The organism is Microbacterium testaceum, from assembly GCF_029761935.1.
GTDB classification, from domain to species: domain Bacteria; phylum Actinomycetota; class Actinomycetes; order Actinomycetales; family Microbacteriaceae; genus Microbacterium; species Microbacterium testaceum_A.
The window spans coordinates 1,017,094-1,042,392 of sequence record NZ_CP121699.1; the positions used below are offsets into that span (position 1 = coordinate 1,017,094).

27 protein-coding genes are annotated in these 25,299 nt (G+C 69.9%); 2 read left to right on the forward strand and 25 right to left on the reverse strand.

Annotated features, from left to right (window positions below):
* Positions 1–26: 26 nt before the first annotated feature.
* From QBE02_RS05050 to infC, 19 genes are all read right to left on the reverse strand, one after another.
* The gene (locus QBE02_RS05050; RefSeq protein ID WP_279367389.1) at positions 27–740 is read right to left on the reverse strand and encodes a hypothetical protein; all 714 of its coding nucleotides are present in this window, start codon (positions 738–740) and stop codon (positions 27–29) included.
* A complete protein-coding gene (locus tag QBE02_RS05055; RefSeq protein ID WP_279367390.1) occupies positions 737–1,384 on the reverse strand; it encodes a SatD family protein in 648 nt (215 codons plus the stop codon). The genes QBE02_RS05050 and QBE02_RS05055 overlap by 4 nt, the downstream gene beginning before the upstream one ends.
* Before the next feature lie 51 nt (positions 1,385–1,435).
* Positions 1,436–2,866: an argininosuccinate lyase gene (gene argH, locus QBE02_RS05060; RefSeq protein WP_279367391.1), complete on the reverse strand. Its 1,431-nt coding sequence runs from the start codon at positions 2,864–2,866 to the stop codon at positions 1,436–1,438.
* A 10-nt stretch (positions 2,867–2,876) separates the two neighbouring features.
* The gene (locus QBE02_RS05065) at positions 2,877–4,031 is read right to left on the reverse strand and encodes a heparan-alpha-glucosaminide N-acetyltransferase domain-containing protein (protein WP_279367392.1); all 1,155 of its coding nucleotides are present in this window, start codon (positions 4,029–4,031) and stop codon (positions 2,877–2,879) included.
* Complete coding sequence (gene argF, locus QBE02_RS05070) at positions 4,028–4,951, reverse strand: ornithine carbamoyltransferase (RefSeq protein ID WP_144782038.1); 924 nt, start codon at positions 4,949–4,951, stop codon at positions 4,028–4,030. The genes QBE02_RS05065 and argF overlap by 4 nt, the downstream gene beginning before the upstream one ends.
* Positions 4,948–6,195: an acetylornithine transaminase gene (locus tag QBE02_RS05075; RefSeq protein WP_279367393.1), complete on the reverse strand. Its 1,248-nt coding sequence runs from the start codon at positions 6,193–6,195 to the stop codon at positions 4,948–4,950. The genes argF and QBE02_RS05075 overlap by 4 nt, the downstream gene beginning before the upstream one ends.
* Positions 6,192–7,094, reverse strand: coding sequence for an acetylglutamate kinase (gene argB, locus QBE02_RS05080; RefSeq protein WP_056227473.1), 903 nt, complete (start codon positions 7,092–7,094; stop codon positions 6,192–6,194). The genes QBE02_RS05075 and argB overlap by 4 nt, the downstream gene beginning before the upstream one ends.
* Entirely contained in the window at positions 7,091–8,248 is a 1,158-nt protein-coding gene (gene argJ, locus QBE02_RS05085; RefSeq protein WP_279367394.1) for a bifunctional glutamate N-acetyltransferase/amino-acid acetyltransferase ArgJ, read from the reverse strand. Before argJ ends, argB begins: the two co-directional genes overlap by 4 nt.
* The gene (argC, locus tag QBE02_RS05090) at positions 8,245–9,294 is read right to left on the reverse strand and encodes an N-acetyl-gamma-glutamyl-phosphate reductase (protein ID WP_279367395.1); all 1,050 of its coding nucleotides are present in this window, start codon (positions 9,292–9,294) and stop codon (positions 8,245–8,247) included. Before argC ends, argJ begins: the two co-directional genes overlap by 4 nt.
* Positions 9,295–9,805: 511 nt before the next feature.
* Positions 9,806–12,316, reverse strand: a complete 2,511-nt coding sequence (pheT, locus tag QBE02_RS05095) for a phenylalanine--tRNA ligase subunit beta (RefSeq protein ID WP_279367396.1) — start codon at positions 12,314–12,316, stop codon at positions 9,806–9,808.
* Positions 12,316–13,356: a phenylalanine--tRNA ligase subunit alpha gene (gene pheS / locus QBE02_RS05100; RefSeq protein WP_279367397.1), complete on the reverse strand. Its 1,041-nt coding sequence runs from the start codon at positions 13,354–13,356 to the stop codon at positions 12,316–12,318. Before pheS ends, pheT begins: the two co-directional genes overlap by 1 nt.
* 55 nt (positions 13,357–13,411) lie before the next feature.
* On the reverse strand, positions 13,412–14,335 hold the full coding sequence (locus QBE02_RS05105; protein WP_279367398.1) for an amino acid ABC transporter permease: 924 nt from the start codon (positions 14,333–14,335) through the stop codon (positions 13,412–13,414).
* A complete protein-coding gene (locus tag QBE02_RS05110; RefSeq protein ID WP_279367399.1) occupies positions 14,332–14,982 on the reverse strand; it encodes an amino acid ABC transporter permease in 651 nt (216 codons plus the stop codon). Before QBE02_RS05110 ends, QBE02_RS05105 begins: the two co-directional genes overlap by 4 nt.
* Positions 14,983–15,059: 77 nt before the next feature.
* Positions 15,060–15,977, reverse strand: coding sequence for a glutamate ABC transporter substrate-binding protein (locus QBE02_RS05115; protein WP_279367400.1), 918 nt, complete (start codon positions 15,975–15,977; stop codon positions 15,060–15,062).
* Between the two features lie 132 nt (positions 15,978–16,109).
* Positions 16,110–16,868: an amino acid ABC transporter ATP-binding protein gene (locus tag QBE02_RS05120; protein WP_094733475.1), complete on the reverse strand. Its 759-nt coding sequence runs from the start codon at positions 16,866–16,868 to the stop codon at positions 16,110–16,112.
* A 75-nt stretch (positions 16,869–16,943) separates the two neighbouring features.
* Positions 16,944–17,741: a TrmH family RNA methyltransferase gene (locus tag QBE02_RS05125; protein ID WP_268103685.1), complete on the reverse strand. Its 798-nt coding sequence runs from the start codon at positions 17,739–17,741 to the stop codon at positions 16,944–16,946.
* A gap of 112 nt (positions 17,742–17,853) precedes the next feature.
* Complete coding sequence (gene rplT / locus QBE02_RS05130) at positions 17,854–18,237, reverse strand: 50S ribosomal protein L20 (protein ID WP_056227445.1); 384 nt, start codon at positions 18,235–18,237, stop codon at positions 17,854–17,856.
* Between the two features lie 29 nt (positions 18,238–18,266).
* Entirely contained in the window at positions 18,267–18,461 is a 195-nt protein-coding gene (gene rpmI / locus QBE02_RS05135; protein WP_013583375.1) for a 50S ribosomal protein L35, read from the reverse strand.
* A 47-nt stretch (positions 18,462–18,508) separates the two neighbouring features.
* A complete protein-coding gene (infC, locus tag QBE02_RS05140) occupies positions 18,509–19,153 on the reverse strand; it encodes a translation initiation factor IF-3 (protein WP_279367856.1) in 645 nt (214 codons plus the stop codon).
* Positions 19,154–19,378: 225 nt separating this feature from the next.
* On the opposite strand from infC, the gene QBE02_RS05145 reads away from it, so the two are divergent.
* Entirely contained in the window at positions 19,379–19,804 is a 426-nt protein-coding gene (locus QBE02_RS05145) for a DUF1844 domain-containing protein (RefSeq protein ID WP_371129300.1), read from the forward strand.
* Between the two features lie 192 nt (positions 19,805–19,996).
* Here QBE02_RS05145 and QBE02_RS05150 read toward each other — a convergent pair whose 3' ends face one another.
* The 6 genes from QBE02_RS05150 to QBE02_RS05175 are packed head-to-tail and all read right to left on the reverse strand — an operon-like array spanning position 19,997 to position 24,323.
* A complete protein-coding gene (locus QBE02_RS05150) occupies positions 19,997–20,797 on the reverse strand; it encodes an SseB family protein (protein ID WP_279367401.1) in 801 nt (266 codons plus the stop codon).
* A complete protein-coding gene (gene priA, locus QBE02_RS05155; RefSeq protein ID WP_056227439.1) occupies positions 20,781–21,527 on the reverse strand; it encodes a bifunctional 1-(5-phosphoribosyl)-5-((5-phosphoribosylamino)methylideneamino)imidazole-4-carboxamide isomerase/phosphoribosylanthranilate isomerase PriA in 747 nt (248 codons plus the stop codon). Before priA ends, QBE02_RS05150 begins: the two co-directional genes overlap by 17 nt.
* A 46-nt stretch (positions 21,528–21,573) precedes the next feature.
* On the reverse strand, positions 21,574–22,224 hold the full coding sequence (gene hisH / locus QBE02_RS05160; protein WP_056227436.1) for an imidazole glycerol phosphate synthase subunit HisH: 651 nt from the start codon (positions 22,222–22,224) through the stop codon (positions 21,574–21,576).
* Positions 22,221–22,835: an imidazoleglycerol-phosphate dehydratase HisB gene (gene hisB, locus QBE02_RS05165; RefSeq protein WP_279367402.1), complete on the reverse strand. Its 615-nt coding sequence runs from the start codon at positions 22,833–22,835 to the stop codon at positions 22,221–22,223. Before hisB ends, hisH begins: the two co-directional genes overlap by 4 nt.
* Positions 22,832–23,926, reverse strand: coding sequence for a histidinol-phosphate transaminase (locus tag QBE02_RS05170; RefSeq protein WP_279367403.1), 1,095 nt, complete (start codon positions 23,924–23,926; stop codon positions 22,832–22,834). Before QBE02_RS05170 ends, hisB begins: the two co-directional genes overlap by 4 nt.
* Positions 23,927–23,972: 46 nt before the next feature.
* Positions 23,973–24,323: a LysM peptidoglycan-binding domain-containing protein gene (locus tag QBE02_RS05175; RefSeq protein WP_144782050.1), complete on the reverse strand. Its 351-nt coding sequence runs from the start codon at positions 24,321–24,323 to the stop codon at positions 23,973–23,975.
* Positions 24,324–24,580: 257 nt separating this feature from the next.
* On the opposite strand from QBE02_RS05175, the gene lexA reads away from it, so the two are divergent.
* The gene (gene lexA / locus QBE02_RS05180; RefSeq protein WP_279367404.1) at positions 24,581–25,270 is read left to right on the forward strand and encodes a transcriptional repressor LexA; all 690 of its coding nucleotides are present in this window, start codon (positions 24,581–24,583) and stop codon (positions 25,268–25,270) included.
* The last annotated feature ends 29 nt before the right edge of the window (positions 25,271–25,299 follow it).

Here is a 25,299-nt window from a genome sequence, read left to right on the forward strand (position 1 = left end):
TAGCCGCTCCGCGCGGGCGTGAGGCGTCAGCCCGCGTGCACGCCCCACCACACGAGGAACGCCGCGGCAAGCGACGTGACCCAGCTGACCAGACTGCCGATGAGGAAGTACTCCGCGCGGTCGCCGTCGTCACGGTCTCTCGAGATCTCGGGGAAGCGCACGATCCCCTTCGCCGCCAGGACCGCGGCGAGAAGCGTGTACGCACCGGTCAGCGTCAACACGAAGACGAGGATGCGCTCGAGCGGCCCGATCAGCCGACCGCCCTTGAGGGTCGGCACGGTGGCGCCCTCGGGGTCGGCCGCGCGCCCGCCCATCTCGGAACGCAGCGCGATGCGCACCACCGCGTTTCCCGACTCCAGCAGGAAGACCAGACAGCCGATGACGAGGACGGCCACGTCGATCGACACCGACGCTCCCGGGCGATACGCCGCCCACGCCTCGCCGAGCAGACCCGGCCGCTCCCGCCCCGGGGCGATGACCACGCACGCCGCCGCAGCGAGCGCGAGCAGGGCGACAGGCCACAGGCCCGCGCGGGCGGGACCGTCCTCGGGCACGACCCACGTCCAGATGGCGGCGACCGCGACGGCGAGGAGCCCGGCGATCACGGCGTCGAGTCCGGCCGAGAACAGCACGAGGAGCACGGATGACACCGCGAAGGCGAGCCACCGACGCGAGCGGATCATCTGGCGCAGCAGATCGACCGCGCCGACCGCGAGGAGCAGAAGCCCGGCCGCGATCACGATCGAGCCCCCGCGGTCAGCGCCACGAAACCCTCGACGAGCGACGCCGCCCCCGCCGTCGCGAGTGCCTGCGACACGGCGGATTGGCTGACACCCTCGGCGTCGGCGAGGTCGCGCTGGGAGCGGCCGAGGCAGCGACCGTACGTGAGTCTGCGCGACCTCTCGCTCATGGCCGACACGAGCTGGTCGCGACTCAGGGCGTAGGCGCGGGCGAGCGCGATGGTCTCGGTCATGGTGGCATCCTCCCCCTCGCCGAGGACGATCCACGTGCGGGCGAGCGGCGCGGCGCGCTGCTGCAGGCGCTCGATGTGGTCGATGGCCTCTCGAGCGGCCCACCAGGCCGGCCCCTCGGGGACGGTGCGGTCGGCCAGTTCGATGGGGCGCACGTCGCCGACACCGACGCCGAATCGGCAGTCGACGTCATCGGGCAGCGCGAGGCGCAGCAGGAGCAGGGACGCGAGAGCGCTCGAGAGGTCGTCGTATTCGCCCTGTAGCTCGTCGCCGACCACGGCCGTGAGCGGGGCGGTGGCGAGGGGCAGATCGTTCTGGACGGTGGCGACGGCGTCTTCGATGGCGCGTTGCGCCCCGGCACGGTCATCGAGTCGCCGCGAGGCGACGATGTCGGCGATCACGGCGACGGTCATGAGATAAGTTTAACGCTTATTTTCGTCAAATGATAAGCGAATAACTGATACTCAGGCGGCGAGTGTGCGGGATGCCGATTGTGCCCGGGCCACGAGCTCTTCGCGCTGCTCCCCCACCCGCGCCGGCGCCGTGCCTCCGACGCCCGTTCGACTCGACACCGAGCCCTCGATCGTCAGCACCTCGCGCACCTGAGGGGTGAGAGCGGGCGACACCGAAGCCAGCAGGGCGTCGTCGGCGTCTTCGAGACCGATCTCGCGCTCCTCGCACGCCCGCACGAGCGCGCCCGAGATCTCGTGGGCGTCGCGGAAGGCCACACCCTGGCGCACCAGCCACTCGGCGACATCGGTCGCGAGCGAGAAGCCCTGCGGAGCGAGTTCGGCCATGCGGTCGGTGTGGAAGCGGAGCGTCGCGATCATGCCCGAGAACGCCGGAAGCACGAGCTCGAGGGTGCGCACCGAGTCGAAGACGGGTTCTTTGTCTTCTTGCAGATCGCGGTTGTAGGCGAGCGGAAGCCCCTTCAGCGTCGCGAGCAGCCCCGACAGGTTGCCGATGAGGCGACCGGCCTTGCCGCGAGCGAGCTCGGCGATGTCGGGGTTCTTCTTCTGCGGCATGATGCTCGAGCCGGTGGAGTACGAGTCGTCGAGAGTGACGAAGCCGAACTCGCGGGTGTTCCAGAGGATGACGTCTTCGGCGAGGCGCGAGAGGTCGACGCCGATCATCGCGGTGATGAACGCGAACTCGGCGACCACGTCGCGCGAGGCCGTGCCGTCGAGAGAGTTCTCGGCGGGGCGGGCGAGCCCCAGGCGGTCGGCGACGAGCTGCGGATCGAGGCCGAGGGTCGCTCCGGCGAGGGCGCCGCCGCCGTAGGGCGACACCGAGGCGCGCACCGACCAGTCGCGCAGGCGCTCGAGGCCGCGGACGAAGGCCCACCCGTAGGCCTGGAGGTGGTGCGCGAGCAGCACCGGCTGCGCGTGCTGCAGGTGGGTGCGACCGGGCATGATCGCGCCCTCGTGCGCTTCGGCCTGGGCGACCAGGGCGTCGATCAGACGCAGCAGTTCGCGGGTGAGGGTGCGCGAGTGATCCAGCAGATACAGCCGGACGAGGGTGGCGATCTGATCGTTGCGGCTGCGACCGGCGCGGAGCTTGCCGCCGAGGGCCGGACCCACCGTCTCGATGAGCACGCGCTCGAGCGCTCCGTGCACGTCTTCGTCACCGGGGGCCGCGACGAGCGAGCCGTCCTGCACGCGGGCCGCGAGGTCGTCGAGGCCGTCGTGCATGGCCTGCGCCTCATTGGCCGTGAGGTAGCCCGCGGCCTCAAGGGCGGCGGCGTGGGCGTGCGAGCCCTGGATGTCGTACAGAGCGAGATCCCAGTCGAAGTGGGTCGAGCGGCTCAGGGCCGCCAGCTCGGGAGACGGTCCGCCCGAGAAACGGGCCCCCCACAGGGCGCCCTCGTTCGTCGACTGACCGGTCTCGCTGCTCATGTCGTCCAGCCTAGCGAGGGCCGCCGACACCGCCGGAGCCGATGACGGGCGCCGGACCCCGCGTCGGCGCCCCCGGCGCGGCATCCCGCCCCACGATCCGGCGCACGACGGCGTCGATGAACATCTCGAGCGGGCCGCGGCCGATCGTGAGCGCCCAGACCGTGCAGCCCACGAGGAGCCCCAGGGTGAGGGGCACGAACAATCCCGCCTCGCGGATGCCCCCGAGGTCGGAGGTGTCACCCAACAGCACCAGCGCCACGACGGCCCAGACCACCAGCTGCAGCACGTACGCGGTGAGTGGCATCGAGCCGACCGCGCGCAGCGGCACCGCCACCCAGCGCAGCGGGGTACGGCACAGCAGCAGGCACACCCCGATCGTCAGCAGGGCGAAGCCGCCCGAGCCGAGGACCTCCCACAGCCCCGAGGAGTGATCCTCGGCGGTCAGCACGGCGGCGAGGTAGGGGTCGCCCGCCGCGACCGGGCGCGTGGCGATCGCGAAGCCGTACCCGGCGAGCGCGAGCGAGAGCCCCGCCATCGCGAGGAGCCCTTGATCCGCGAGGCTCCGCAGATCGAGTCGCCCCACCCCCATCCCCGCGAGGAGGAACGCGATCCACACCGTGAACGGGTAGGCCCACCCGACCGCCGCTTCGAGCTCCGCGCCCCCGAGACCGGCCCAGACGGGTGCGGCGTCGAGGATCGGCTGGATCCACGGCATGACCAGCGCGAGCACGCCCGCGGCGACGAAGAGGCTGCGCGCGCGCATCCCGAGGAACGGCAGCGCGAGCACGAACAGCAGCGCGTAGGCGGGAAGGATGACGTAGACCGGCACCCCCGTCATCACCAGCAGCAGCCCGATCACCCAGAGCAGGGCTCCGCGCAGCGCCAGCCGCGCCGCCGCACGCGGTCGCCGCTGCGGCTCGAGCGGGCGGGGACCGCCGGTGACGAGGGCGATCGAGACCCCCGCGAGCACGGCGAAGAGGATCGACGAGCGACCGTTCACGAGGGTGATCCATGTGCTCGGATCGGGGGTGAGAGTGCGCTCGGTGTCGAGCAGGTGTGCGGCGAGCATGCCCAGCACCGCCAGACCCCGCGCGAGGTCCACGCCGACCAGCCGGCCCGCCCCGTCGAAACGGGACCAGGCACGGCCGATCGGCGACGAGGTCATTGCTGGCGCAGAAGCCACACCAGAAGGGCCTTCTGGGCGTGCAGCCGGTTCTCGGCCTCGTCCCACACCACGCTCTGCGGGCCGTCGATGACCTCGGCGTCGACCTCGTAGCCGCGGTCGGCGGGAAGGCAGTGGATGAAGATCGCGTCGTCGGCGGCGCGGGTCATGAGCTCGGTCGTGACCTTGAACCCGCCCAGGTCGCGGATGCGCGCGATCTTCTCCTCTTCTTTGCCCATCGACACCCAGGTGTCGGTGACGACGACGTCGGCTCCGGATGCCGCAGCCTCCGGATCGCTGACCAGCGAGATCGACCCACCGGTCTCGGCGGCGATGCGCTCGGCATCGGCGATCACGTCGGCGCGGGGCGCGTAGTCGTCGGGCGCGGCAACGCGCACGTGCATGCCCGCGGTGACGCCGGCGAGGACGTAGGAGTGCGCCATGTTGCTGCGGCCGTCGCCGAAGAACGACAGGGTCAGACCCTTCAGCTCGCCCTTGTGCTCGCGGATCGTGAGCAGGTCGGCCAGCAGCTGGCACGGGTGGAAGTCGTCGCTGAGGGCGTTGATGACCGGCACGCGCGTCCCGCGCGCCATCTCTTCGAGACCCGCCTGGGCGTAGGTGCGCCACACGATCGCGGCGACCTGACGCTCGAGCACGCGCGCGGTGTCGGAGGGGGTCTCCTTGCCGCCGAGCTGGCTGTTGGCGGTCGAGATGATCAGCGGCGAGCCGCCGAGGTCGGCGATGCCGACGGCGAACGAGACACGGGTGCGCGTCGACGACTTGTCGAAGATGACGGCGACCGTCTGGGGGCCTTCGAGCGGCTTCTGCGCCCAGCGATCCTTCTTCAGCTCGATCGCGAGGTCGAGGATCTCGGCCTGCTCGGCCGGGGTCAGGTCGTCGTCACGCAGCAGGTGGCGGGTCACGCGGGGGCTCCTTCCAGGATGAGGGCGTCGGACACCGTGGCGAGCGCGGCACCGAAGAGGTGCAGGAAGTCCGAGATTTCGGCATCCTGGATCGTCAGGGGCGGCGCGATGCGGATCGTGTCGTCGTTCGCGGCGTTGACGACCAGACCGTGCTGCTGGGCGGCGGCGACCACGGCCCTGGCGACGGGGCTCGTGAGTCCGATGCCGAGGAGCAGACCACGACCGCGCACGCCCGCGACGAGGGGCGAGCCGAGGGCGGCGATCCCCTCGCGCAGCTGCGTCTCGCGCCGCGCGGCGTTCTCGACGAGGCCGGCGGACTCGATCTCTTCGAGCACGGCCCCTCCGACGGCGGTACCCAGGGCGTTGCCGCCGAAGGTCGAGCCGTGGGTGCCGGGGAAGAACAGGTCACTGGCCGCACCGAAGGTGATGAGCGCGCCGATCGGGAAGCCGCCGCCGATGCCCTTGGCCACCGTGATGGCATCCGGAACGATCCCGGCGTGCTGGAAGCCGAACCACGCGCCGGTCCGGCCCGCGCCGGTCTGGATCTCGTCGATGATCAGCAGCGCACCGTGGCGCGCCGTGATCTCGCGCGCCGCCTGCAGGTAGCCCTCGGGCAGCTCGACCACTCCGGCCTCGCCCTGGATGGGCTCCACGAGGAAGGCGGCGACGCGCTCGTCCATCGCGGCCTCGAGGGCCTCGATCGTGGCGTCGATGTGCTCGACGCCCGGGACCATCGGCAGGAAGTCGGCCTGCAGCGCGGGCTTGCCGGTGAGAGCCAGGGCACCCATCGTGCGGCCGTGGAACCCGCCCTTGAGGGTCAGGATCCGGGTGCGGTCGGTGCCGCGACCGTGCAGGCGAGCGAGCTTGAGCGCAGCCTCGTTGGCCTCGGCGCCGGAGTTGCCGAAGTACACGCGACCCGACTCGCCCGTCCCGGCGAGGCGCTTCAGCCGCGCCGCCATCGCCAGCTGCGGGGGCGTGGCGAAGTAGTTCGACACGTGAGCGAGCGTCGCCGCCTGCTCCGAGACGGCCTTCACGAACACGGGGTGCGCGTGACCGAGGGCGTTCACGGCGATGCCCGCGAGGAAGTCGAGGTACTTCGTGCCCTCGCTGTCCCAGACGTACGCCCCCTCGCCGCGGACGAACAGCGCCATGCGGTCGCCGAAGCTGCGCACGAGGTCGCGTCCCGCGTCATCCTGCCAGGCGGCGCGCTGCGCCCCGGTTTCCTGAGTCGTGTCCGCGGTCATGCGACCACCTCCGTTCCGATTCCCTTGCTGGTGAACAGTTCGACGAGCACCGAGTGGGGCACGCGTCCGTCGATGATGGCCGCGGTCGGCACTCCCCCGTCGACGGCGTCGAGACACGCCTGCATCTTCGGGATCATCCCCGACTCGAGCGTCGGCAGCATCGCGCGCAGCTCGGTCGAGGTCAGGTGCGACACGAGCGAGTCGCGGTTCGGCCAGTCGGCGTAGAGCCCCGGGACGTCGGTCAGGACGACGAGCTTCTTGGCATTGAGTGCCGTCGCGAGCGCCGCCGCCGCGGCATCCGCGTTCACGTTCAACGAGTTCCCGGGGTTGTCGAGGTCGGGCGCGATGCTCGACACGATCGGCACACGGCCCGCGGCGAGGTGATCGAGAACCGGCTGCGGGTCGACCGTGACGACATCGCCGACGCGGCCCAGGTCGTGCTCGACACCGTCGACGACGACGCCGCGACGTCGACCGCCGAACAGGCCCGCGTCCTCTCCGCTCAGACCGGTGGCCAGCGGTCCGTGCGCGTTGACCTTGGCCACGAGCTGCGGGTTGATCTGGCCCGTCAGCACCATGCGCACCACGCTGATCGCCTCGGTCGAGGTGACGCGGTAGCCGCCGCGGAATTCGCTGGGGATGTCGAGACGATCGAGCATCGACGAGATCTGGGGTCCACCGCCGTGCACGACGACGGGCTTCACGCCCACGTACCGCAGGTACGCGATGTCGGCCGCGAAGGCGTCCTGCAGCTCATCGCTGACCATGGCGTTGCCGCCGTACTTCACCACCACGACCTGGTCGCGGTACTTGCGCACCCAGGGTAGCGACTCGACGAGCGTGACCGCCCGTTCACTGGCTTCAGCGGGATCGGTGTCTTGCAGATCGACGTGGGTCATGAGGAGTAGGCGCTGTTCTCGTGGACGTAATCGTGCGTGAGGTCGTTGGTGCGGATCGTGGCCGCGGCCTCGCCGACCTTGAGGTCGATGACGAGGTCGGTGGCGCGGGGGGTGAGGTCGACGTCCTCGCGAGGGCGATCGGGACCACCGGCCGTGCACACGCGCACGCCGTTCATCCACACGTCCACGTCGTAGGGGTCGAAGGCCGCGTCGGTGGTGCCGATGGCGGCGAGCACCCGCCCCCAGTTGGGGTCGTTGCCGAAGATCGCGGCCTTGAAGAGGTTGTTGCGGGCGACCGAGCGACCGACCTCGACGGCGTCGTCCTCGCTCGCGGCGTGCACGACCCGAATCGTGATGTCATGGCTCGACCCCTCGGCGTCGCCCTGCAGCTGCGCGGCGAGGTCGTCGCACACCCCGGCGAGGGCCGCGGCGAACTCCTCGGCATCCACTCGGATGCCGCTGGCACCGCTGGCCATGAGCGTGACCTGGTCGTTGGTCGACATGCAGCCGTCGGAGTCGAGCCGGTCGAAGCTCACACGCGTCGCCGAGCGGAGCGCCGCGTCGGCCTCCGCGGCGTCGAGAACGACGTCGGTCGTCAGCACGACGAGCATCGTCGCCAGGCCCGGGGCCAGCATCCCGGCCCCCTTCGCCATGCCGCCGATCGACCATCCGTCGCCCGCGTGGACCGCGCGCTTGGGCTTCGAGTCGGTGGTCATGATCGCCAGAGACGCGTCTTCTCCACCCTCGACCGAGAGAGCGGCGACGCCCTCGTCGACGCCCTGCAGGACCTTCGCGCGGAACACCTCGTCTCCGGTGCCGATGAGACCGGTGGAACACACCACCACATCGCCCGCGCCGACGCCGAGGAGCTCGGCCGCACGCTCGGCGGTCTGATGGGTCGTCTGGAAGCCGAACGATCCGGTGAAGCAGTTGGCCCCGCCCGAGTTGAGCACCACGGCCTCGATCGTGCCGTCCGTGACGACCTGCTCCGACCACAGGATCGGGTTCGCCTTCGCGCGGTTCGACGTGAACACCGCGGCGCCCACCTTGAGCGGCCCCCGGTTCACCACCACGGCGACGTCTCGCGCGCCGGTCGACTTGAGCCCGACGGCGACTCCGGCCGCCTCGAAACCTGCGGGGGCGGTCACGCTCACGGGGCGACTCCGTTCAGGGGAAGGGCGGTGGTCTCGGCGAGACCCAGCGCCAGGTTCATGGATTGGATGGCCGCACCGGCGGTGCCCTTGACGAGATTGTCGACGGCGGCCACCACCGTCACGCGGTTCGCCGCGCGGTCGATCGCGAGCCCCATCGAGGCGACGTTCGCGCCGAGCACGTCGGCCGTGCGCGGGAACACCCCCGCGGGCAGCAGCTCGACGAACGGCTCGTCACCGTACGCGTTCTCCCACGCGCCGCGGATCTCGGCATCCGTCGCCCCCTCGCGGATCGGAGCCGACGACGTGGCGAGGATGCCCCGCGCCATCGGCACGAGCACGGGAGTGAAAGACAGACGGATGCCGTCGCTCGACGCCCCCGCGGCGACAAGGGCCTGCCGGATCTCGGGGATGTGACGGTGGGTGCCGCCCACGGCATAGGGGTTCGCCGAGCCGAGGATCTCGCTGGCGAGAAGGTTCGTCTTGGCCGACTTGCCGGCCCCGCTCGGTCCGACCGCGAGCACCGAGACGATGTCCGCGGGGTCGATGACCCCGGCGGTGACACCGGGGGCGAGAGAGAGGGCCACGGTCGAGGCGTTGCAGCCCGGGGCGGCGACGCGCGTGGCACCGCGGAGCTTCTCGCGCTGCTTCCCGCCCGCGACCGGGAGCTCGGGTACTCCGTAGGCCCAGGGGTCGGGGTGCGGCCCCCCGTAGAACTGCGCCCAGTCCTCCGCGGAGACCAGGCGGTGATCGGCTCCGGCGTCGATGACGAGGGGCGTATCGGCCAGCGCGTCGGTGTACTGCGCCGACTGGCCGTGCGGCAGGGCGAGGAACACCACGTCATGACCCGCGAGCACCTCGGGCGTCGTGGGCTGGAGTTCGAGGTGCGCGAGGGAGCGCAGGTGCGGCTGGTGGGCGACGAGCGACTGTCCCGCACTGGAGTGCGCGGTGACGGTGCGGATCTCGACGTCGGGATGAGCGGCCAGGAGGCGAAGGATCTCGCCACCCGCGTAGCCGGAAGCGCCGGAGACGGCGACCGAGAGGGTCATGTATCCACCTTACGAGTCGGGGCTGGTGCTGAAAGCAGCGTGTACCGGGGCGGCGACGCCCGTATGCCCGACCGGAGGCGGGTTACGAGGTCGCCGAGAATCGGCGCGCGACCCGACGTCGACGCTCGCCACCGGTGCTCACGAAGAGCTCCTCGGTGCGCACGGTGATCGACGACATGTGGCGAGGGTATCCGCCGCGGAGGGCACGGGGCAAATCGTCCCCCGCCCCGCTGTGACGCCCGGCGATCCGGGCCGACACGCCCCTCGGCGACCTTGTCCCCCAAATGGGGGACAAGGTCGGGTTATGCTGTGGAACCTGCCCTCATCGCCGGGCACTTCCGACTGCCCCCTTTACCGGCGATGAGGGCAGGCCCTCGTGCGCGAACGCGCACCTGAGTGTATGCCGAACGTCAGGCGTGCGAGGACGCCGCCTCCCCCGCTGTGGAGCGGGTGAAAACGCCGAAGCGCCGAGCGGCGTAGGCCGTCGGCGCTCCAGGTCACGCGTGGTCGATCAGTCGCGGATCGCCGCACCGAAACGTTCTGCCGCCACGGCGACACCGGCGAGCTTCGCCTCGGTCGCCTCGGCCGCGGTGAGGGTGCGGTCGTCAGCACGGAACCGCAACGCGAACGTCAGGCTCTTCGTCCCCTCTGAGAGACCGGGGCCGCGGTAGTCGTCGACGAGCCGGGCGCCCTCGAGCAGCGGGGCGCCCCCCTCGATCAGCGCGGCGCGCACGGCACCCGCGGCGACGTCGGTCGGAACCGTCAACGACACGTCCTGGGTGGCCGCCGGGAATCCCGACAGGGATGCCGCAACCGGGCGCGCCTGCGCCAGCTCGAGCATCGCGTCGAGGTCGAGCTCGGCCACGAGAACGCGTCCGGGCAGGTCCGCCGCGGCCGCGACAGCCGGCAACAGCTCGCCGACGTAGCCGATGTCGGTCCCCGCGGAAAGGACACGGGCCGTGCGCCCCGGGTGGAGCGCCGCACGCTGCGCCTGCACGAGTTCGATGTCGAGTCCTGCGGCGGCGGTCAACACGCGCACGGCGTCCACGGCATCGGCGAGATCCGCCGCGACCGCGGGCTGACCCGGCTGCTTCGCGACCGTGTGACCGGTCAGCAGAACGGCCACGTGACGTCGCTGCGGCGGAATGGACGCGTCGAGGGCCGTGAGGGTCGCGGCATCCGGCCGCACCGCCAGCGGCGGCACCGACGCGGTGCCGTACTGCATGCCCGGCTTCGGGAGGAAGACGGTGCCGGCCTCAAACAGCGCGAGATCGACGATGCCGCGCGAGACGTTGCGATGCGCGACCTGCAGCAGAGCGGGGATCAACGAACGGCGCAGGAACGGAGCGAGTCCGTCGAGCGGGTTCGCGAGCTTCACGCTCGGGAGCGGATCACCCGACGGCGAGCCGTGCAGGGCGTTCTGCTCCTCGGTGGTGAACGGGAACGACGGCGTCTCGACGAAGCCGGCCGAGGCCAGAGCGTTCGCCACGCGACGGCGCCCCTGTTGTGCGTCGGTGAGCCCGCGGCCCGACGGGGGCGTCGGGAGGACGGACGGGATCCGGTCGTAGCCCTCGATACGCGCCACCTCTTCGGCGAGCGTCCACTTGTCGCTGAGGTCGTGGCGCCACGACGGTGCCGTGACCGCCCAGCCGCCCTCGCGCTCGTCGACCACGCAGCCGATGAGGCGCAGGGCCGAGACGATCTCGTCGTCGGTGTACTCGACGCCGATCAGACCGGGGACGAAGCCCGCGGGCAGCGTGATCGCCTCGCGACGGTACGTCGAGCCGAGCGACCCGCCCAGCTCGGTGTCGAGAGTGCCGCCTGCGAGCTCGACCATCAGTGAGGCGACACGCTCGGCCGCCACATACGGGACGAGCGGGTCGACGCCGCGCTCGAAACGGCGCGAGGCCTCGGAGGGCAGCTTGTGACGACGCGCTGTGCGCGCGATCGAGATCTGGTCGAAGGTGGCCGCCTCGATCAGCACGTTACGCGTGGCGTCGCTCATCTCGGTGGGGCCGCCGCCCATCACACCGGCGAGTCCGATCGGTCCCGACTCGTCGGTGATCAGGAGGTCTTCGGCGTTGAGTGTGCGCACCTGCCCGTCGAGGGTTTCGAGCTTCTCGCCCTGCTCCGCTCGACGCACCGTGATGCCACCCTGCAGACGGTCGAGGTCGTAGCCGTGGAGGGGCTGACCGAGCTCGAGCATGACGTAGTTGGTGATGTCGACGAGCACCCCGAGCGAGCGGATGCCGGCGAGCGACAGGCGCGTGATCATCCACGGCGGCGTCGGGCGCGAGGGGTCGACGTCGCGGACGATGCGCGCGACGAACTCGGTGGCGCCGCGGCGGCCGCGGATGGGCGCCTGGTCGGCGACCGTGATCGGGAAGCCCGAGGGCGTGCGCGCCGCGGCCTCGTCGTGGCCGAGACCCGGGTCGCGGAAGTCCGCTCCCGTCGCGTGCGAGTACTCACGGGCGACCCCGCGCAGCGACAGGGCGTAGCCGCGGTCGGGGGTGACGTTGATCTCGACCGCGAGGTCGTCCAGACCGAGCAGTCCGATGGCATCCGTTCCGACCGGCGCGTCGATCCCGAGATCGATCAGACGCAGGATGCCGCTGTGCTCGCTGCCCAGGCCCAGCTCCTTCGCCGACGCGATCATGCCGTCGGACACGTGACCATAAGTCTTGCGGGCCGCGATCGGGAAGGGACCGGGCAGCACCGAACCGGGCAGGGTCACCACGACCTTGTCGCCCTCGAAGAAGTTGCCGGCACCGCAGACGATGCCGCGCACTCCCCCGTTCTCGGCGCCGACGTCGACCTGGCACCAGCGGATGGTCTTGCCGTTGGACTGGGGCTCGGGGGTGAACTCCTTCACCTCGCCGACGACGATCGGACCGGACAGCTCGAAGCGGTGCACGTCCTCTTCTTCGAAACCGACCGAGACGAGGGCGGCGAGGACGTCGTCGGGCGTGGCCTCTGCGGGCACGTCGACGTACTCGCGCAACCAGGAGAGCGGGACGCGCATCAGACCACCATTCCGAACTGCTCGCTGAAGCGGACATCGCCCTCGGCCATGTCGCGCATGTCTTGCACGTCGCTGCGGAACATGAGCGTGCGCTCGATGCCCATGCCGAAGGCGAAGCCCGAGTACTCCTCGGGGTCGATGCCCGCGGCCCGCAGCACGTTGGGGTTCACCATTCCGCAGCCGCCCCACTCGATCCAGCGCGCCCCGCCCTTGAAGGTGGGGTGCCACAGGTCGAGCTCGGCGCTCGGCTCGGTGAAGGGGAAGAAGTTGGCGCGGAAGCGCGTCTTGGCCTCGGGGCCGAACAGCACGCGCGCAGCGTGGTCGAGCGTGCCCTTGAGGTGCGCCATCGTGATGTTCTTGTCGATGACCAGGCCCTCGAACTGGGTGAACACCGGCAGGTGCGTCGCGTCGAACTCGTCGGTGCGGTACACCCGCCCCGGGCACAGCACGTAGATCGGCAGCTCGCGCTCGAGCATCGACCGCACCTGCACGGGGCTCGTGTGCGTGCGCAGAACCAGGTGACGCGCGACCGGGTCGACGAAGAAGGTGTCCTGCATCTGGCGCGCGGGGTGATCCACGTCGAAGTTGAGCGCGTCGAAGTTGAACCACTCGTGCTCGAGCTCGGGGCCCTCTGCGATCTCCCAGCCCATGCCGACGAAGATGTCGGACACCTGCTCCTGCAGGAGCGAGATCGGATGCCGTGCCCCGACGCGCGCACGCTGCGGCAGCGCCGTGACGTCGACCCGTTCGGCCTCGAGCTGCGCCGCGGTTTCGGCCGCGGCCAGCTCGCCCTCGCGGGCGGCGAGCGCCTGGTTCACCCGGCCGCGCGCCTGTCCGACGAGCTTGCCGAAGGCGGCCTTCTGGTCGGGGGCGACGTTGCGCATCTGGGCGTTCAGCTGGGCGAGGGAGGACTGCTCCCCCGTGTGGGCGGAACGGGCGGACTTGAGCTCGGCCGTGGTCGCGGCGGCGGCGATGGCGGCAAGGGCCTCATCGACCGCGGAGGCGACGGCCTCAGGGGTGATCTCGGGTGCGTCGGACACGAGATGAGAGTCTACCGACGGGCGGGGACACTCCCCCGCCCGTCGGACCGATGACTCAGATTCCGCCGCCGCTACCCGCGTCGTACTTGCCGAGGCCGCGCTGGGCGACGATCAGCTCGGTGTCGGTGCCGGTCTGGCCCGCCGGCTCCGCGGGAGCGACGCCCCCGGCCTTCGGCGAGCGGCGCAGGCCGACCTCGACGCGGTGCGCGGCGAACGACAGCGCGAGACACATCGCGACGTAGATGACGCTGGCGATCATGGCCGCGGGGATCAGCGGTGATCCGTACTCGCCGTTCGAGCCGAGCAGACGCGCGAAGTACAGCAGTTCGGGATAGGTGATGATGAAGCCGAGGGCGGTGTCCTTCAGCGTCACCACGAGCTGGGCGATGATCACCGGGAGCATGGCGCGGATGGCCTGCGGAAGCAGGATGAGGCGCATCACGCCGGCCTTGCGCAGACCCACCGCGTAGCCTGCCTCGCTCTGGCCGCGGGGCAGCGCCTCGACGCCGGCGCGGATGACCTCGGACAGCACGGAGCCGTTGTAGAGGATCAACGCGATGACGACGGCCCAGTACGACGACATGCGGATGCCGATGACGGGGAGCCCGTAGTACAGCAGCAGCATGAAGACGAGGACGGGGACGGCGCGGAGGATCTCGACGACCCAGCCGACGGGGAGACGCACCCACCGGTGGTCGGACATGCGCCCGATCGCGAGGACGAAGCCCAGCACGAGCGCACCGACGGCGGCGACGGCGAAGGCCGCGAGAGTGGCCAGGGTCGCCTGCCCGAATCGCTCCCAGATCGCGGTGTACGTGAAGACGTTCCACTTCGCCGCCGAGAACTGCCCGGTGTCGATGAAACGCCAAACGACGAAGCCGATGACGGCGGCGACGACGAGGAGGGTGATGACGCCGAGGATGCGGTTGCGCACCTGCGCGCGCGGACCCGGAACGTCATAGAGGACGGAGGAGCTCATCGGACGACCTTCCACTTCTTCTCGGCCGCGTTCTGCAGGGCCGCGAGCAGCAGCACCAGGATGACGAAGACCGCCATCACCAACAGGATGGTGACGAGCTGGTTCTCGCCGTTCTCGCTCATCGTGGCGCGGATGTTGCCGAGGTTCACCACCGAGAAACCGGCCGCCACGGTGGTGTTCTTGAGCAGGGCGATGAAGACGCTCATCATCGGCGGGATGACCGAACGGGTCGCCTGGGGTAGGACCACGAGCGTCATCACCTGGCCGAAGCCGAGGCCGAGGGCGCGTGCGGCCTCCGCCTGACCGACGGGCACGGTGTTGATGCCGGAGCGCAGCGTCTCGGCCACGTAGGTCGCCGTGTAGATGCCGAGACCGCACACGGCGAGCGTCAGGAAGCTTCCGCGCGGGACATCGATCAGCAGGGGGACGCAGAACGCGAAGAAGAACAGCACCAGCGTGAGGGGCGTGTTCCGGATCCAGTTGACGTACACCGCACCGACCGCCCGGGCGATGGGCACGGGCGATACGCGCATGGCCGCGACGATGAAGCCGAGTGCGAGCGCGATCAGGCCGCCGCCCACGAAGAGCACGACCGTTCCCCAGAGCGCCTGCGCCCACAGGTCGGGGTAGTCGAAAATCTGGTTCACCGTACGCTGTCCGTTCTCTCTCGTCGTGCTCTACGGGTGGTGCGGGCGGCGCGTCGCGGCCGCCCGCACCCGGGTGATCAGCTGACGGGGTCGACCGCCGGCTGCTCGCCCTTGACGCCCGAGGCGCCGAGGTTCTTCTCGAAGATGGCCTCCCAGGTGGAGCCGCCGTCGGTGAACATCGTGTTCACGAACTCCTGGAAAGCGGTGTCGCCCTTGGCGATGCCGACGCCGTAGCGCTCCTCGCTGAAGGGCTCGCCCGCGATCTTGAGCTTGTCGGGGTCCTGAGCGGCGTAGCCGAGCAGGATGGCCTCGTCGGTCGTGACCGCGTCGACCTCGCCGTTCTTCAGCTTCTCGACGCACTGCGAGTAGGTGTCGAACTCGACGACCTTGGCGGGAGTCTGCTCACGGATGCGCTGGATCGGCGTCGAACCGGTCACCGAGCAGACGGTGGTCTCGGCCGTGAGCGAGTCCTTGCCGGTGATGGTGTCGTTGTCGGCAGCGACCAGCAGGCCCTGACCGGTCAGGAAGTAGGGCCCGGCGAAGGAGATCTGGTCCTTGCGCTTGTCGGTGATCGAGTAGGTGCCGACGTAGTAGTCGATGTCGCCGTTGATGATGGCCTGCTCGCGGTTCGCCGAGGCGATGGCCTTGTACTCCACCTTCGAGGTGTCGGCCGGGTCGTAGCCGAGCGACGCGGCGATCCAGCGCGCGGTGTCGACGTCGAAGCCCTTGCGCTCCCCCGTGACGGGGTCGAGGTAGCCGAGACCGGGCTGGTCTTCCTTCACGCCGATGACGATCTTGCCCGCGGACTGGATCTTGTCGAAGGTGGGGCTGTTCTCGATCGTGACGCCGGTTGCGACCGCGCCGTAGACGGGAGCGTCGGAGCTGCCGCCGTCGGAACCGGGTGCCGCGCCCGGGGTGCCGCTGTTGCAGGCCGTCAGGGCCAGCAGGCCGGCGGCGACGATGCTCGCGCCGGCGAGAAGACGAGGTTTACGCATGTGATATCTCCTTGGTTACGTGTGCTGTGCGGATAAGGGTCGTCGGTGACGGCGCGCGAGATCGACCGGGGGGAACGGTGCGTATGCGGTCGGCGGAAGAACCTCCTCGTTCATCGCCGTCAGGTGAAAGCCTCAGTGCGTGATGAGCTTCGAGAGGAAGTCCTTCGCGCGATCGGATTCGGGGTGCGTGAAGAACTGCTCCGGGGTCGCCTGCTCGACGATCTGCCCGTCGGCCATGAACACCACGCGGTTCGCGGCCTTGCGTGCGAAGCCCATCTCGTGCGTGACGACGATCATCGTCATGCCGTCCTTGGCGAGGCCGACCATCACGTCGAGCACCTCGTTGATCATCTCGGGGTCGAGAGCCGAGGTCGGCTCGTCGAAGAGCATGACCTTGGGCTTCATCGCCAGCGCGCGGGCGATCGCCACACGCTGCTGCTGTCCGCCCGAGAGCTGGGCGGGGAGCTTGTCGGCCTGGTGGCCGACGCCCACGCGATCCAAAAGCGCGCGCGCCTCTTTCTCGGCATCCGCCTTCTTCATCTTGCGGACCTTGATGGGCCCGAGCGTGACGTTCTCGAGGATCGTCAGGTGCGCGAAGAGGTTGAACGACTGGAACACCATGCCGACATCGGCACGCAGTTCGGCCAGGCCCTTCCCCTCTTTGGGAAGCTCCTTGCCGTCGATGGTGATCGATCCGCTCGTGATGGTCTCGAGCCGGTTGATAGTGCGGCACAGCGTCGACTTGCCGGAACCCGACGGGCCGATCACCACGACGACCTCTCCGCGGTCGACGGTGAGGTCGATGTCTTTCAGAGCCTGGAACTGCCCATAGTGCTTCTGGACGTCGGCGACGACGACCAGGGGCTCGGTCTTCGGGGGAACGGATGCCATGCCTTCACCCTATGAGGATGCTGGGCGCCCGACCACATTCCTGCGCACGCCTTAACCGTTCTGTAACAGCAGGGGTCAGCGCGCGCGCTGCGCGAAAGCCGTCTCGTAGAGGCAGACACTCGCCGCGGTGGCCAGGTTCAAAGACTCGGCGCGACCGTAGATCGGCAGGCGCAGAGCGAGGTCGGCCTGCGCGAGGGCGGACTCGTCGAGCCCCCGCGCCTCGTTGCCGAACAACCAGGCCGTCGGCTCCGACAGCAGCTCTCGGGATGCCAGGAAGTCGGTGCCCTCGACATCGGCGGCGACGATGCGCAGGCCCGCCTCGTGCGCGCGGGCGACGACATCAGCGAGCTCGAGATCGACCGCGACCGGCAGGTGGAAGAGCGAGCCGGTGGTGGAGCGCACGACCTTCGGGTTGTACGGGTCCACGGTCCGGCCGGTCAGGATCACGGCGTCGGCACCCGCCGCATCCGCGGCCCTGATGATCGTGCCCAGGTTGCCGGGATCGCGCACCTCTTCGCAGATCGCGATGAGGCGCGGCTCCCCCGCCAGGATGTCCTTCAACGCGGTGGGCGATTGACGGGCCACCGCCACGATGCCCTGGGGCGTCACGGTATCGGCCATGGCGTCGAGCACCGCCTCGGTGGTGATCTGCAGATCGACACCCGCCTGCTCCGCAGCGTCACGCACATCCGTGTGCTTCTCGAGGGCGGACGGGGTCGCGTAGACCTCCAGCACGGTCTCGGGCGCCCACGCGAGCGCCTCGCGAGCGGCCTGCGGACCCTCGAGCAGGAACAGACCTGTCTCTTGGCGGGCGGCGCGCTTACTGAGCTTGGCCACGGCGCGCACCCGCGGCGAACGGGGGTTCTCGAGCACGTCCCCAGTGTATGGCCCCGGAGGAATGCATCCCGGGACGCCGCGCGAACGACCCGCGGGAACGACGAAACGGGCGCCCTCCGGGGAGGACGCCCGTTTCGGAAGACGTGTCTTACGCGGTCTTCGCCGCGTTGACGTCGGTGGGCAGCGCAGCCTTCGCGGTCGCGACGAGCGACGCGAACACGGCGGGCTCGTTCACGGCGAGCTCGGCGAGCATGCGACGGTCCACCTGCACACCCGCGAGGCCGAGACCCTGGATGAAGCGGTTGTACGTCATGCCGTTGGCGCGCGACGCGGCGTTGATGCGCTGGATCCACAGACGACGGAAGTCGCCCTTGCGCTTGCGACGGTCACGGTACGCGTAGACCAGGGAGTGGGTGACCTGCTCCTTGGCCTTGCGGTACAGGCGCGAACGCTGACCGCGGTAACCGGACGCGCGCTCCAGGATGACGCGACGCTTCTTGTGGGCGTTTACTGCCCGCTTGACTCTAGCCATTTCTCATTCTTCCTAACGTGCGTCGGCGCTCAGAGGCCGAGGAGCTTCTTGGCGACCTTGGAGTCACCCTTGGCCAGGACCTGCTCCTGGTTCAGGCGACGGGTGCGCTTGGAGGCCTTGCCCTCGAGGTTGTGGCGCATGCCGGCCTGCTGCTTCATGAGCTTGCCGCTACCGGTGAGCTTGAAGCGCTTCTTGGCGCCCGAGTGGGTCTTCTGCTTCGGCATCTGTCTTCCTTCGTTGGGGTTCCCGGCGGAGCGGGAGTCGGGGAGCTTTACTCGGCGGACGCCGGGGCAGCTTCGTCTGTGGGTGCCGATTCGCCTCGAGCGGCACTCCGCGCGGCTTCACGGTTCGCCGTGCGCTGCGCGTTCTGCTCGGTCTTGACCTCGGACTTGTTCTTGTGAGGGGCGACCACCATCACCATGTTGCGGCCGTCGATCGTGGGGTTCGACTCGACGGTGCCGAACTCGGCGACGTCTTCGGCGAACTTGCGGAGCAGACGGACACCCTGCTCGGGACGCGACTGCTCGCGACCGCGGAACAGGATCATGGCCTTCACCTTGTCGCCCGCCTGCAGGAGCCCCTCGGCGCGCTTGAGCTTGGTGATGTAGTCGTGAGCCTCGATCTTCAGACGGAACCGGACCTCTTTGAGGACGGTGTTCGCCTGGTTACGACGCGTCTCTTTGGCCTTCTGAGCGGCCTCGTACTTGAACTTGCCGTAATCCATGATCTTGACCACGGGCGGCTTCGAGCTCGGCGCGACCTCGACCAAGTCGAGGTCCGCTTCCTGGGCCAGGCGCAGCGCAGCTTCGATTCGGACGATGCCGACCTGCTCGCCGTTGGGTCCGACGAGACGGACCTCCGGGACTCGGATGCGCTCGTTGGTGCGGGGATCGCTGATGCGGAACTCCTCTTTCATACGGATGGTGGCCGCCGCGATCCGTCGGAATCGCGGGCGAAGAGGAGACACGCCACCCGGCACGGTGCTTTCGGCACCGGCTTCTGCACCCAGGCAACCCCGTGCGAAACGGAGCGGAGTGCGGGAACCCGGTAGCCTGGAGCGGCAAGCGCGGGTGGGATGTGATCCTCTTTCGTACGGAGTGAAACACTCCGAAGCCCGCCATAGTCTAGCAGAGAGATTCACGTGGACACGATCCCCTCCGACCAGCCCGCCGACGACCAGGGCGCACACCGCCACGGAGCCGAGGACGAGCGCCTCGCCCGCTGGGAGGAACAGGAGCGCGCCGCGTCCTCCGCCACCCGCGACATTGCCGATGTCCCCGCCGTCGAAGTCATCACCACCGCGGCCGTCCACCTCATGAGCGCCGCCGCCGTGAAGACCGGACTCGCCGACGACCCCGGCCAGCAGCTCGACCTCGACGAGGCCCGCAAGCTCATCAACGCCCTCGCCGGACTCATCACCGCCGGAGCGCCGGAGATCAGCGACATGCACGCGCGTTCCCTGCGCGACGGCCTGCGGTCGCTGCAGCTGGCCTTCCGCGAGGCGTCGACGATTCAGGACCCGATCGGTAAGGGGCCGGGCGAGAAGTGGACGGGTCCCGTCACGTAGTTCTGTCGTTCTGGGGTGGTCCCGGGCTCCGGAATGCCCCCTCCCGCCGCAGGGCACATCCTCCGTGACACCCGTGGGGGTATGAGCGGGGCCCATTCGGCATGAGGACAGGGGACGCCGTGAGAACAGGCGCTTGGCGGGCGGGTCGGCCTGTTCTCGACGCGCCGTGCTGTTCTGGTGACGGCGCCGCGATCAGGCCTCCGTGCTGCGGTGGAGCTTGACCGTCAGGGAGTCCACGAGGACGGCGATGCGATCGTCCGCCGACCAGCGCCGGGCGAGGCGCGCCAGCGTGGCATCCAATTCCTCCTGCTCGAGGCCCGACATGAGCTGCAGGTGCACGACGAGCTCGGGTCCGCGCAGACGACCGGTGGGGTCGCCCGACTCGACGGCGAGATCGAGGACCGCCAGCTCTCCGGCGATGCTCTCCTGCAGGCCGGTGAAGATCGACGGCGACGTGTGGGCGGGCTCCCACGTCTCGCCCTGCGCGATCGCCCACACGGCGGGGCGGCGGATCACGAACTCCGTCTCGGACGCAGGGTCGATGACGATGAGCTCGGTGTCGTCCGAGGCCGCCGCCAGTGCCGTGCGCCGCCCGTCGGCCGGCACCGGTCGTGCGGCGGCATCCCACGTCTGCAGCGCCGTCACCGACGTGAAGACCGGGAGCACCTTGCGGCCGTCGGGGGCGGCGACCGTCACGATCGACAACTCCTGGGTCTTGTCGACCTCGAGGCCGTGCGCTCCGACGCCGTGGTCGCCCTTGTCGGCGACCAGCGGGATCAGCAGACGCGCATCGCGATAGGCGTCGACGATGGCGCGGGCGTCCCCCTCGCCCGCGCGGAACGCCAGGAGCGCGGCCAGCAGCGCGGGGTCGGCCGAACCGTCGTCACCCGAATGCGGGTTCGCCTGGAAGCTGCGGCCCTCCCACGGAACCCCCGCCGAATCCGCGTGGGCTCCAGGGGCGTGGTCGTGCGGACCGTCAGTGTCCGGCGACATCCAGCGCCTCGGCCAGGGTGAACTGGCCCGCGTAGAGCGCTTTGCCGACGATCGCGCCCTCGACACCCAGCGGAACGAGGTCGCGCAGAGCCGCGATGTCGTCGAGGCTCGAGACGCCGCCCGAAGCGACGATCGGCTTGGGGGTGCGCTGCGTCATCTCGCGGAGCAGCTCGATGTTGGGGCCGCGGAGCGTGCCGTCTTTGGTGACGTCGGTGACGACGTAGCGGCTGCAGCCGGCGTCCTCGAGTCGGTCGAGCACGGTCCACAGGTCGCCGCCCTCGCGGGTCCACCCGCGGGCCGCGAGGGTCGTTCCCCGCACGTCGAGGCCCACCGCGATCGCCTCGCCGTAGCGGTTGATGACGTCGGCGGCCCACTCGGGGTTCTCGAGGGCGGCGGTGCCGAGGTTGATGCGGCTCGCGCCGCTCTCGAGGGCGGCCTCGAGCGAACGATCGTCGCGGATGCCGCCCGAGAGCTCGACCTGCACGCCCTTGACCTGCTTGATGACCTTGCGCATGACGCTCGCGTTGCTGCCGCGCCCGAAGGCCGCGTCGAGGTCCACGAGATGGATCCACTGAGCGCCCTGGCGGGCGAAATCGGCGGCGGCGTCGACGGGGTCGCCGTAGCTGGTCTCGGTACCGGCCTCACCCTGGGTCAGACGGACGGCCTTGCCGTCGGCGACGTCGACCGCGGGAAGCAGCACAAGTTCGGGCGTGGACGCGAAATCGTTCATGGCTCCTCGCACCCTTCGGCGCATCTCGCCGAGCCGGGGCACGAGGTCACACAGTAGTCGTGCGCAGGCCGTCGATCCAATTGGACAGGAGCCGGATGCCGGCTTCGCCCGACTTCTCCGGGTGGAACTGGGTGGCCGAGAGCGGCCCGTTCTCGACCGCGGCGATGAACGGCGAGCCGTAGGTGCACCACGTGACCGATGGCTGCGGGAACGGCGGAGTCACCTCGAGCGACCAGTCCTGCGCCGCGTACGAGTGCACGAAGTAGAAGCGCTCGTTCTCGATGCCGTCGAACAGGCGAGATCCCTCCCCCGCGCTCACCGTGTTCCAGCCCATGTGCGGCAGAACCGGTGCCTCGAGTTCGGCGACGGTTCCGGGCCACTCCCCCAGACCCGTGGTGTCGGTGCCACGCTCGATGCCGCGCTCGAACATGACCTGCATGCCCACGCAGATGCCGAGCACCGGCCGACCGCCCGCCAGACGACGGTCGATGATCTCGCCGCCACGGCTGTCGTTCAGAGCCCCCATGACCGCGCCGAACGCCCCGACACCGGGGACCAGCAGCCCGTCGGCGTCGAGAAGCAGACCGCGGTCGGAGGTGAGGCGCGCATCGGCGCCGGCCTCGACGAGCGCCTTGACGGCGGAGTGGACGTTGCCCGAGCCGTAGTCGAAGACCGCGACGACGGGTTTCCGCGTCACAGCGCGCCCTTGGTGCTCGGAATCCCGTCGACCAGCGGGTCGAGGGCCTTCGCCTGTCGGAACGCGCGGGCGAGCGCCTTGTACTCGGCCTCCGCGATGTGGTGGGGGTCGCGTCCGCCCAGGACGCGCACGTGAACCGTGAGGCCGGCGTGGATCGAGATCGCCTCGAACGAGTGACGCACGAGCGAACCGGTGAAGTGACCGCCGATGAGGTGGTGCTCGAAGCCCGCGGGCTCGCCGGTGTGCACGAGGTAGGGACGGCCGCTGATGTCGACCACGGCCTGCGCGAGGGCCTCGTCGAGCGGCACGAGCGCGTCTCCGTAACGGGCGATGCCGGACTTGTCGCCGAGCGCCTGACGAATGGCCCGCCCGAGCACGATCGAGGTGTCCTCGACCGTGTGGTGGGCGTCGATGTGCGTGTCACCCGTGGAGCGGACCCGCAGGTCGGTCAGCGAGTGCTTCGCGAACGCGGTGAGCATGTGGTCGAAGAATGGCACGCTCGTCGAGATGTCGCTCACGCCGCGGCCGTCGAGGTCGAGCTCGAGTTCGACGCGGGACTCGCTCGTCTCTCGCGTGATCGATGCGGTGCGGGGCGAGGCGGGGCCGGTCATGATCGCGATCCTACCGAGGCCAGCGCGTCGAGGAACGCGGTGGTCTCGTCGGCCGTGCCCGCGGTCACGCGCAGGTGGTGGGCGATGCCGACGTCGCGGATGAGGACGCCGCGGTCGTAGAGCGCCTTCCACGTCGCAGCCGGGTCTTCGACGCCCCCGAACAGCACGAAATTGGTCCACGACTCGTGCGCCGTGTACCCCAGCGCCGACACCGTCGCCGAGATCCGGTCACGCTGAGCGACGATCTCGTCGACCATCGACAGCATCGTCTCGGCGTGGCTCAGCGCGGCGGTGGCGGCCGCCTGGGTGAGAGCGCTCAAGTGGTAGGGCAAGCGCACAAGACGCAGAGCGTCGACCAGCGCGGGATCGGCCGCGAGATAGCCGACGCGGGCACCGGCGAAGGCGAAGGCCTTGCTCATCGTGCGCGAGACGACCAGACGAGGGCGGTCGGGCAGCAGCGAGACGGCCGAGGGCTCGTCCCGCGGAGCGAACTCCTCGTAAGCCTCGTCGACGATCACGATTCCGTCCGTGGCGTCGTAGACCGCTTCGACGACATCGAGGCACAGCGGAGTGCCGGTGGGGTTGTTCGGGGCGCAGAGGAACACGATGTTGGGTCGCTGTTCGCGCACCTGCGCGGCCGCCGACTCGGGAGACAGCGAGAAGTCGTGCTCTCTCTCACCCGCGATCCAGCGGGCCCCCGTGGCCCGCGTGAGGATCGGGTACATCGAATACGTGGGCGCGAAGCCCATCGCCGTCCGGCCGGGACCGCCGAACGCCTGCAGGATGTGCTGAAGGACCTCGTTCGAGCCGTTCGCCGCCCAGATCTGGTCGGGGTTGAGGCCGTGGCCGAGGTAGCCGGCGAAGGCCTCGCGCAGACCGGTGAACTCCCGGTCCGGGTAGCGGTTGACGTCGCGGAGCGCCCGGGCGACGGCATCCAGAATGTCGTCTGCGACCTCGGGCGGAACGGGATGCGTGTTCTCGTTCACGTTGAGTGCCACGGGCAGTGCTGCCTGGGGAGCTCCGTACGGGGTCATGCCCCGCAGATCGTCGCGAAGAGGAAGGTCGTCGAGGCGTACGGTCACCTCACCCATCGTAGGCGTCGAGGAAGGTCGAGGCGCGCGAGCGGGAGGTCTGCGCTCAGGCCGCGGGAGCGTACTCGGCGGGGATCGCGATGCGCTGTCCCGCCGAGACCGAGCCGCCGGGCAGGGCGTTGAGACGCGTGATCTCGGCGACGACATCACGCGGGTCGGCGGACGGCGCGACGTCTTCGGCGATGGACCAGAGGGTCTCGCCGCTCATGACGGTGATCTCGGTGAACGAGCCGGCGGGAGCGCCCGCGTCGCCGGAGGCGAGTGCGGATCCGCCGCCGACGATCGCCACGGCGAGTACGGCGACGATGGGGAGGGAGACGAGGAACGCCACGACGCGACGACCGCGCGCGGTGATGCGCAGGCGGGTGGACGGGGCGGTGAGGGCGATGCTGCTCATGATGTGCTCCTTGGTGGGGAGAGATTCGCACCCCGCCCTCGGCCGGGGGGCGGTGGTGCGAATCTGTATTCCGAATCTATCTTCGAACCTGTTCGAGTGTCAACACCTCGTGTATCGGAGACGAATCGAACGCGACACGCGCGAGGCTCCGTGTCATTCGGGTCGTCGACCGGATACGGTTTCGACACGGAGACCTCATCACCAACCTCCGACATTCGAATTTCCGCCGTGATTTCCGCGGCGCGAGGGGAGCACAGATGACCGACGCGACGACCGCCGCCGGACGCGAGCGGACGCAGACCCGGCGGCGGAAGAATCTCAGCGACAAGCAGCTGGCGATCCTCGAAGTGATCCAGCGTTCGATCGCCCGGCACGGCTACCCGCCGAGCATGCGCGAGATCGGCGACGCGGTCGGACTCAAGTCGCTCTCGAGCGTCACGCATCAACTGAACCAGCTGGAGCTCAGCGGCTACCTGCGTCGCGACCCGGGCAAGACGCGTGCGATGGAGGTCCTCATCGACCTGCCCGGCGCCGCCGCCGAGAACCCCGCCGACGCCGCCCCCGCCCTGGGCGACGCCGCTCTGGTGCCGCTGGTGGGTCGCATCGCTGCCGGAGTGCCGATCACCGCCGATCAGCAGGTGGAGGAGATCTTCCCCCTCCCCCGTCAGCTCGTGGGCAAGGGCGACCTGTTCATGCTCAAAGTGTCGGGCGAGTCGATGATCGACGCGGCGATCTGCGACGGTGACTGGGTCGTCATCCGTTCTCAGGCGACCGCCGAGAACGGCGAGATCGTCGCCGCGATGCTCGACGGCGAGGCGACGGTGAAGACGTTCCGACGCCGTGACGGTCACACCTGGCTGCTCCCCCGCAACAGCGCGTTCGAGCCGATCCTCGGCGACGAGGCCGTCGTCCTCGGTCGCGTCGTCGCGGTGCTGCGCACCGTCTGACGCGCACGGCTCGAGGCCGGATGTCCACC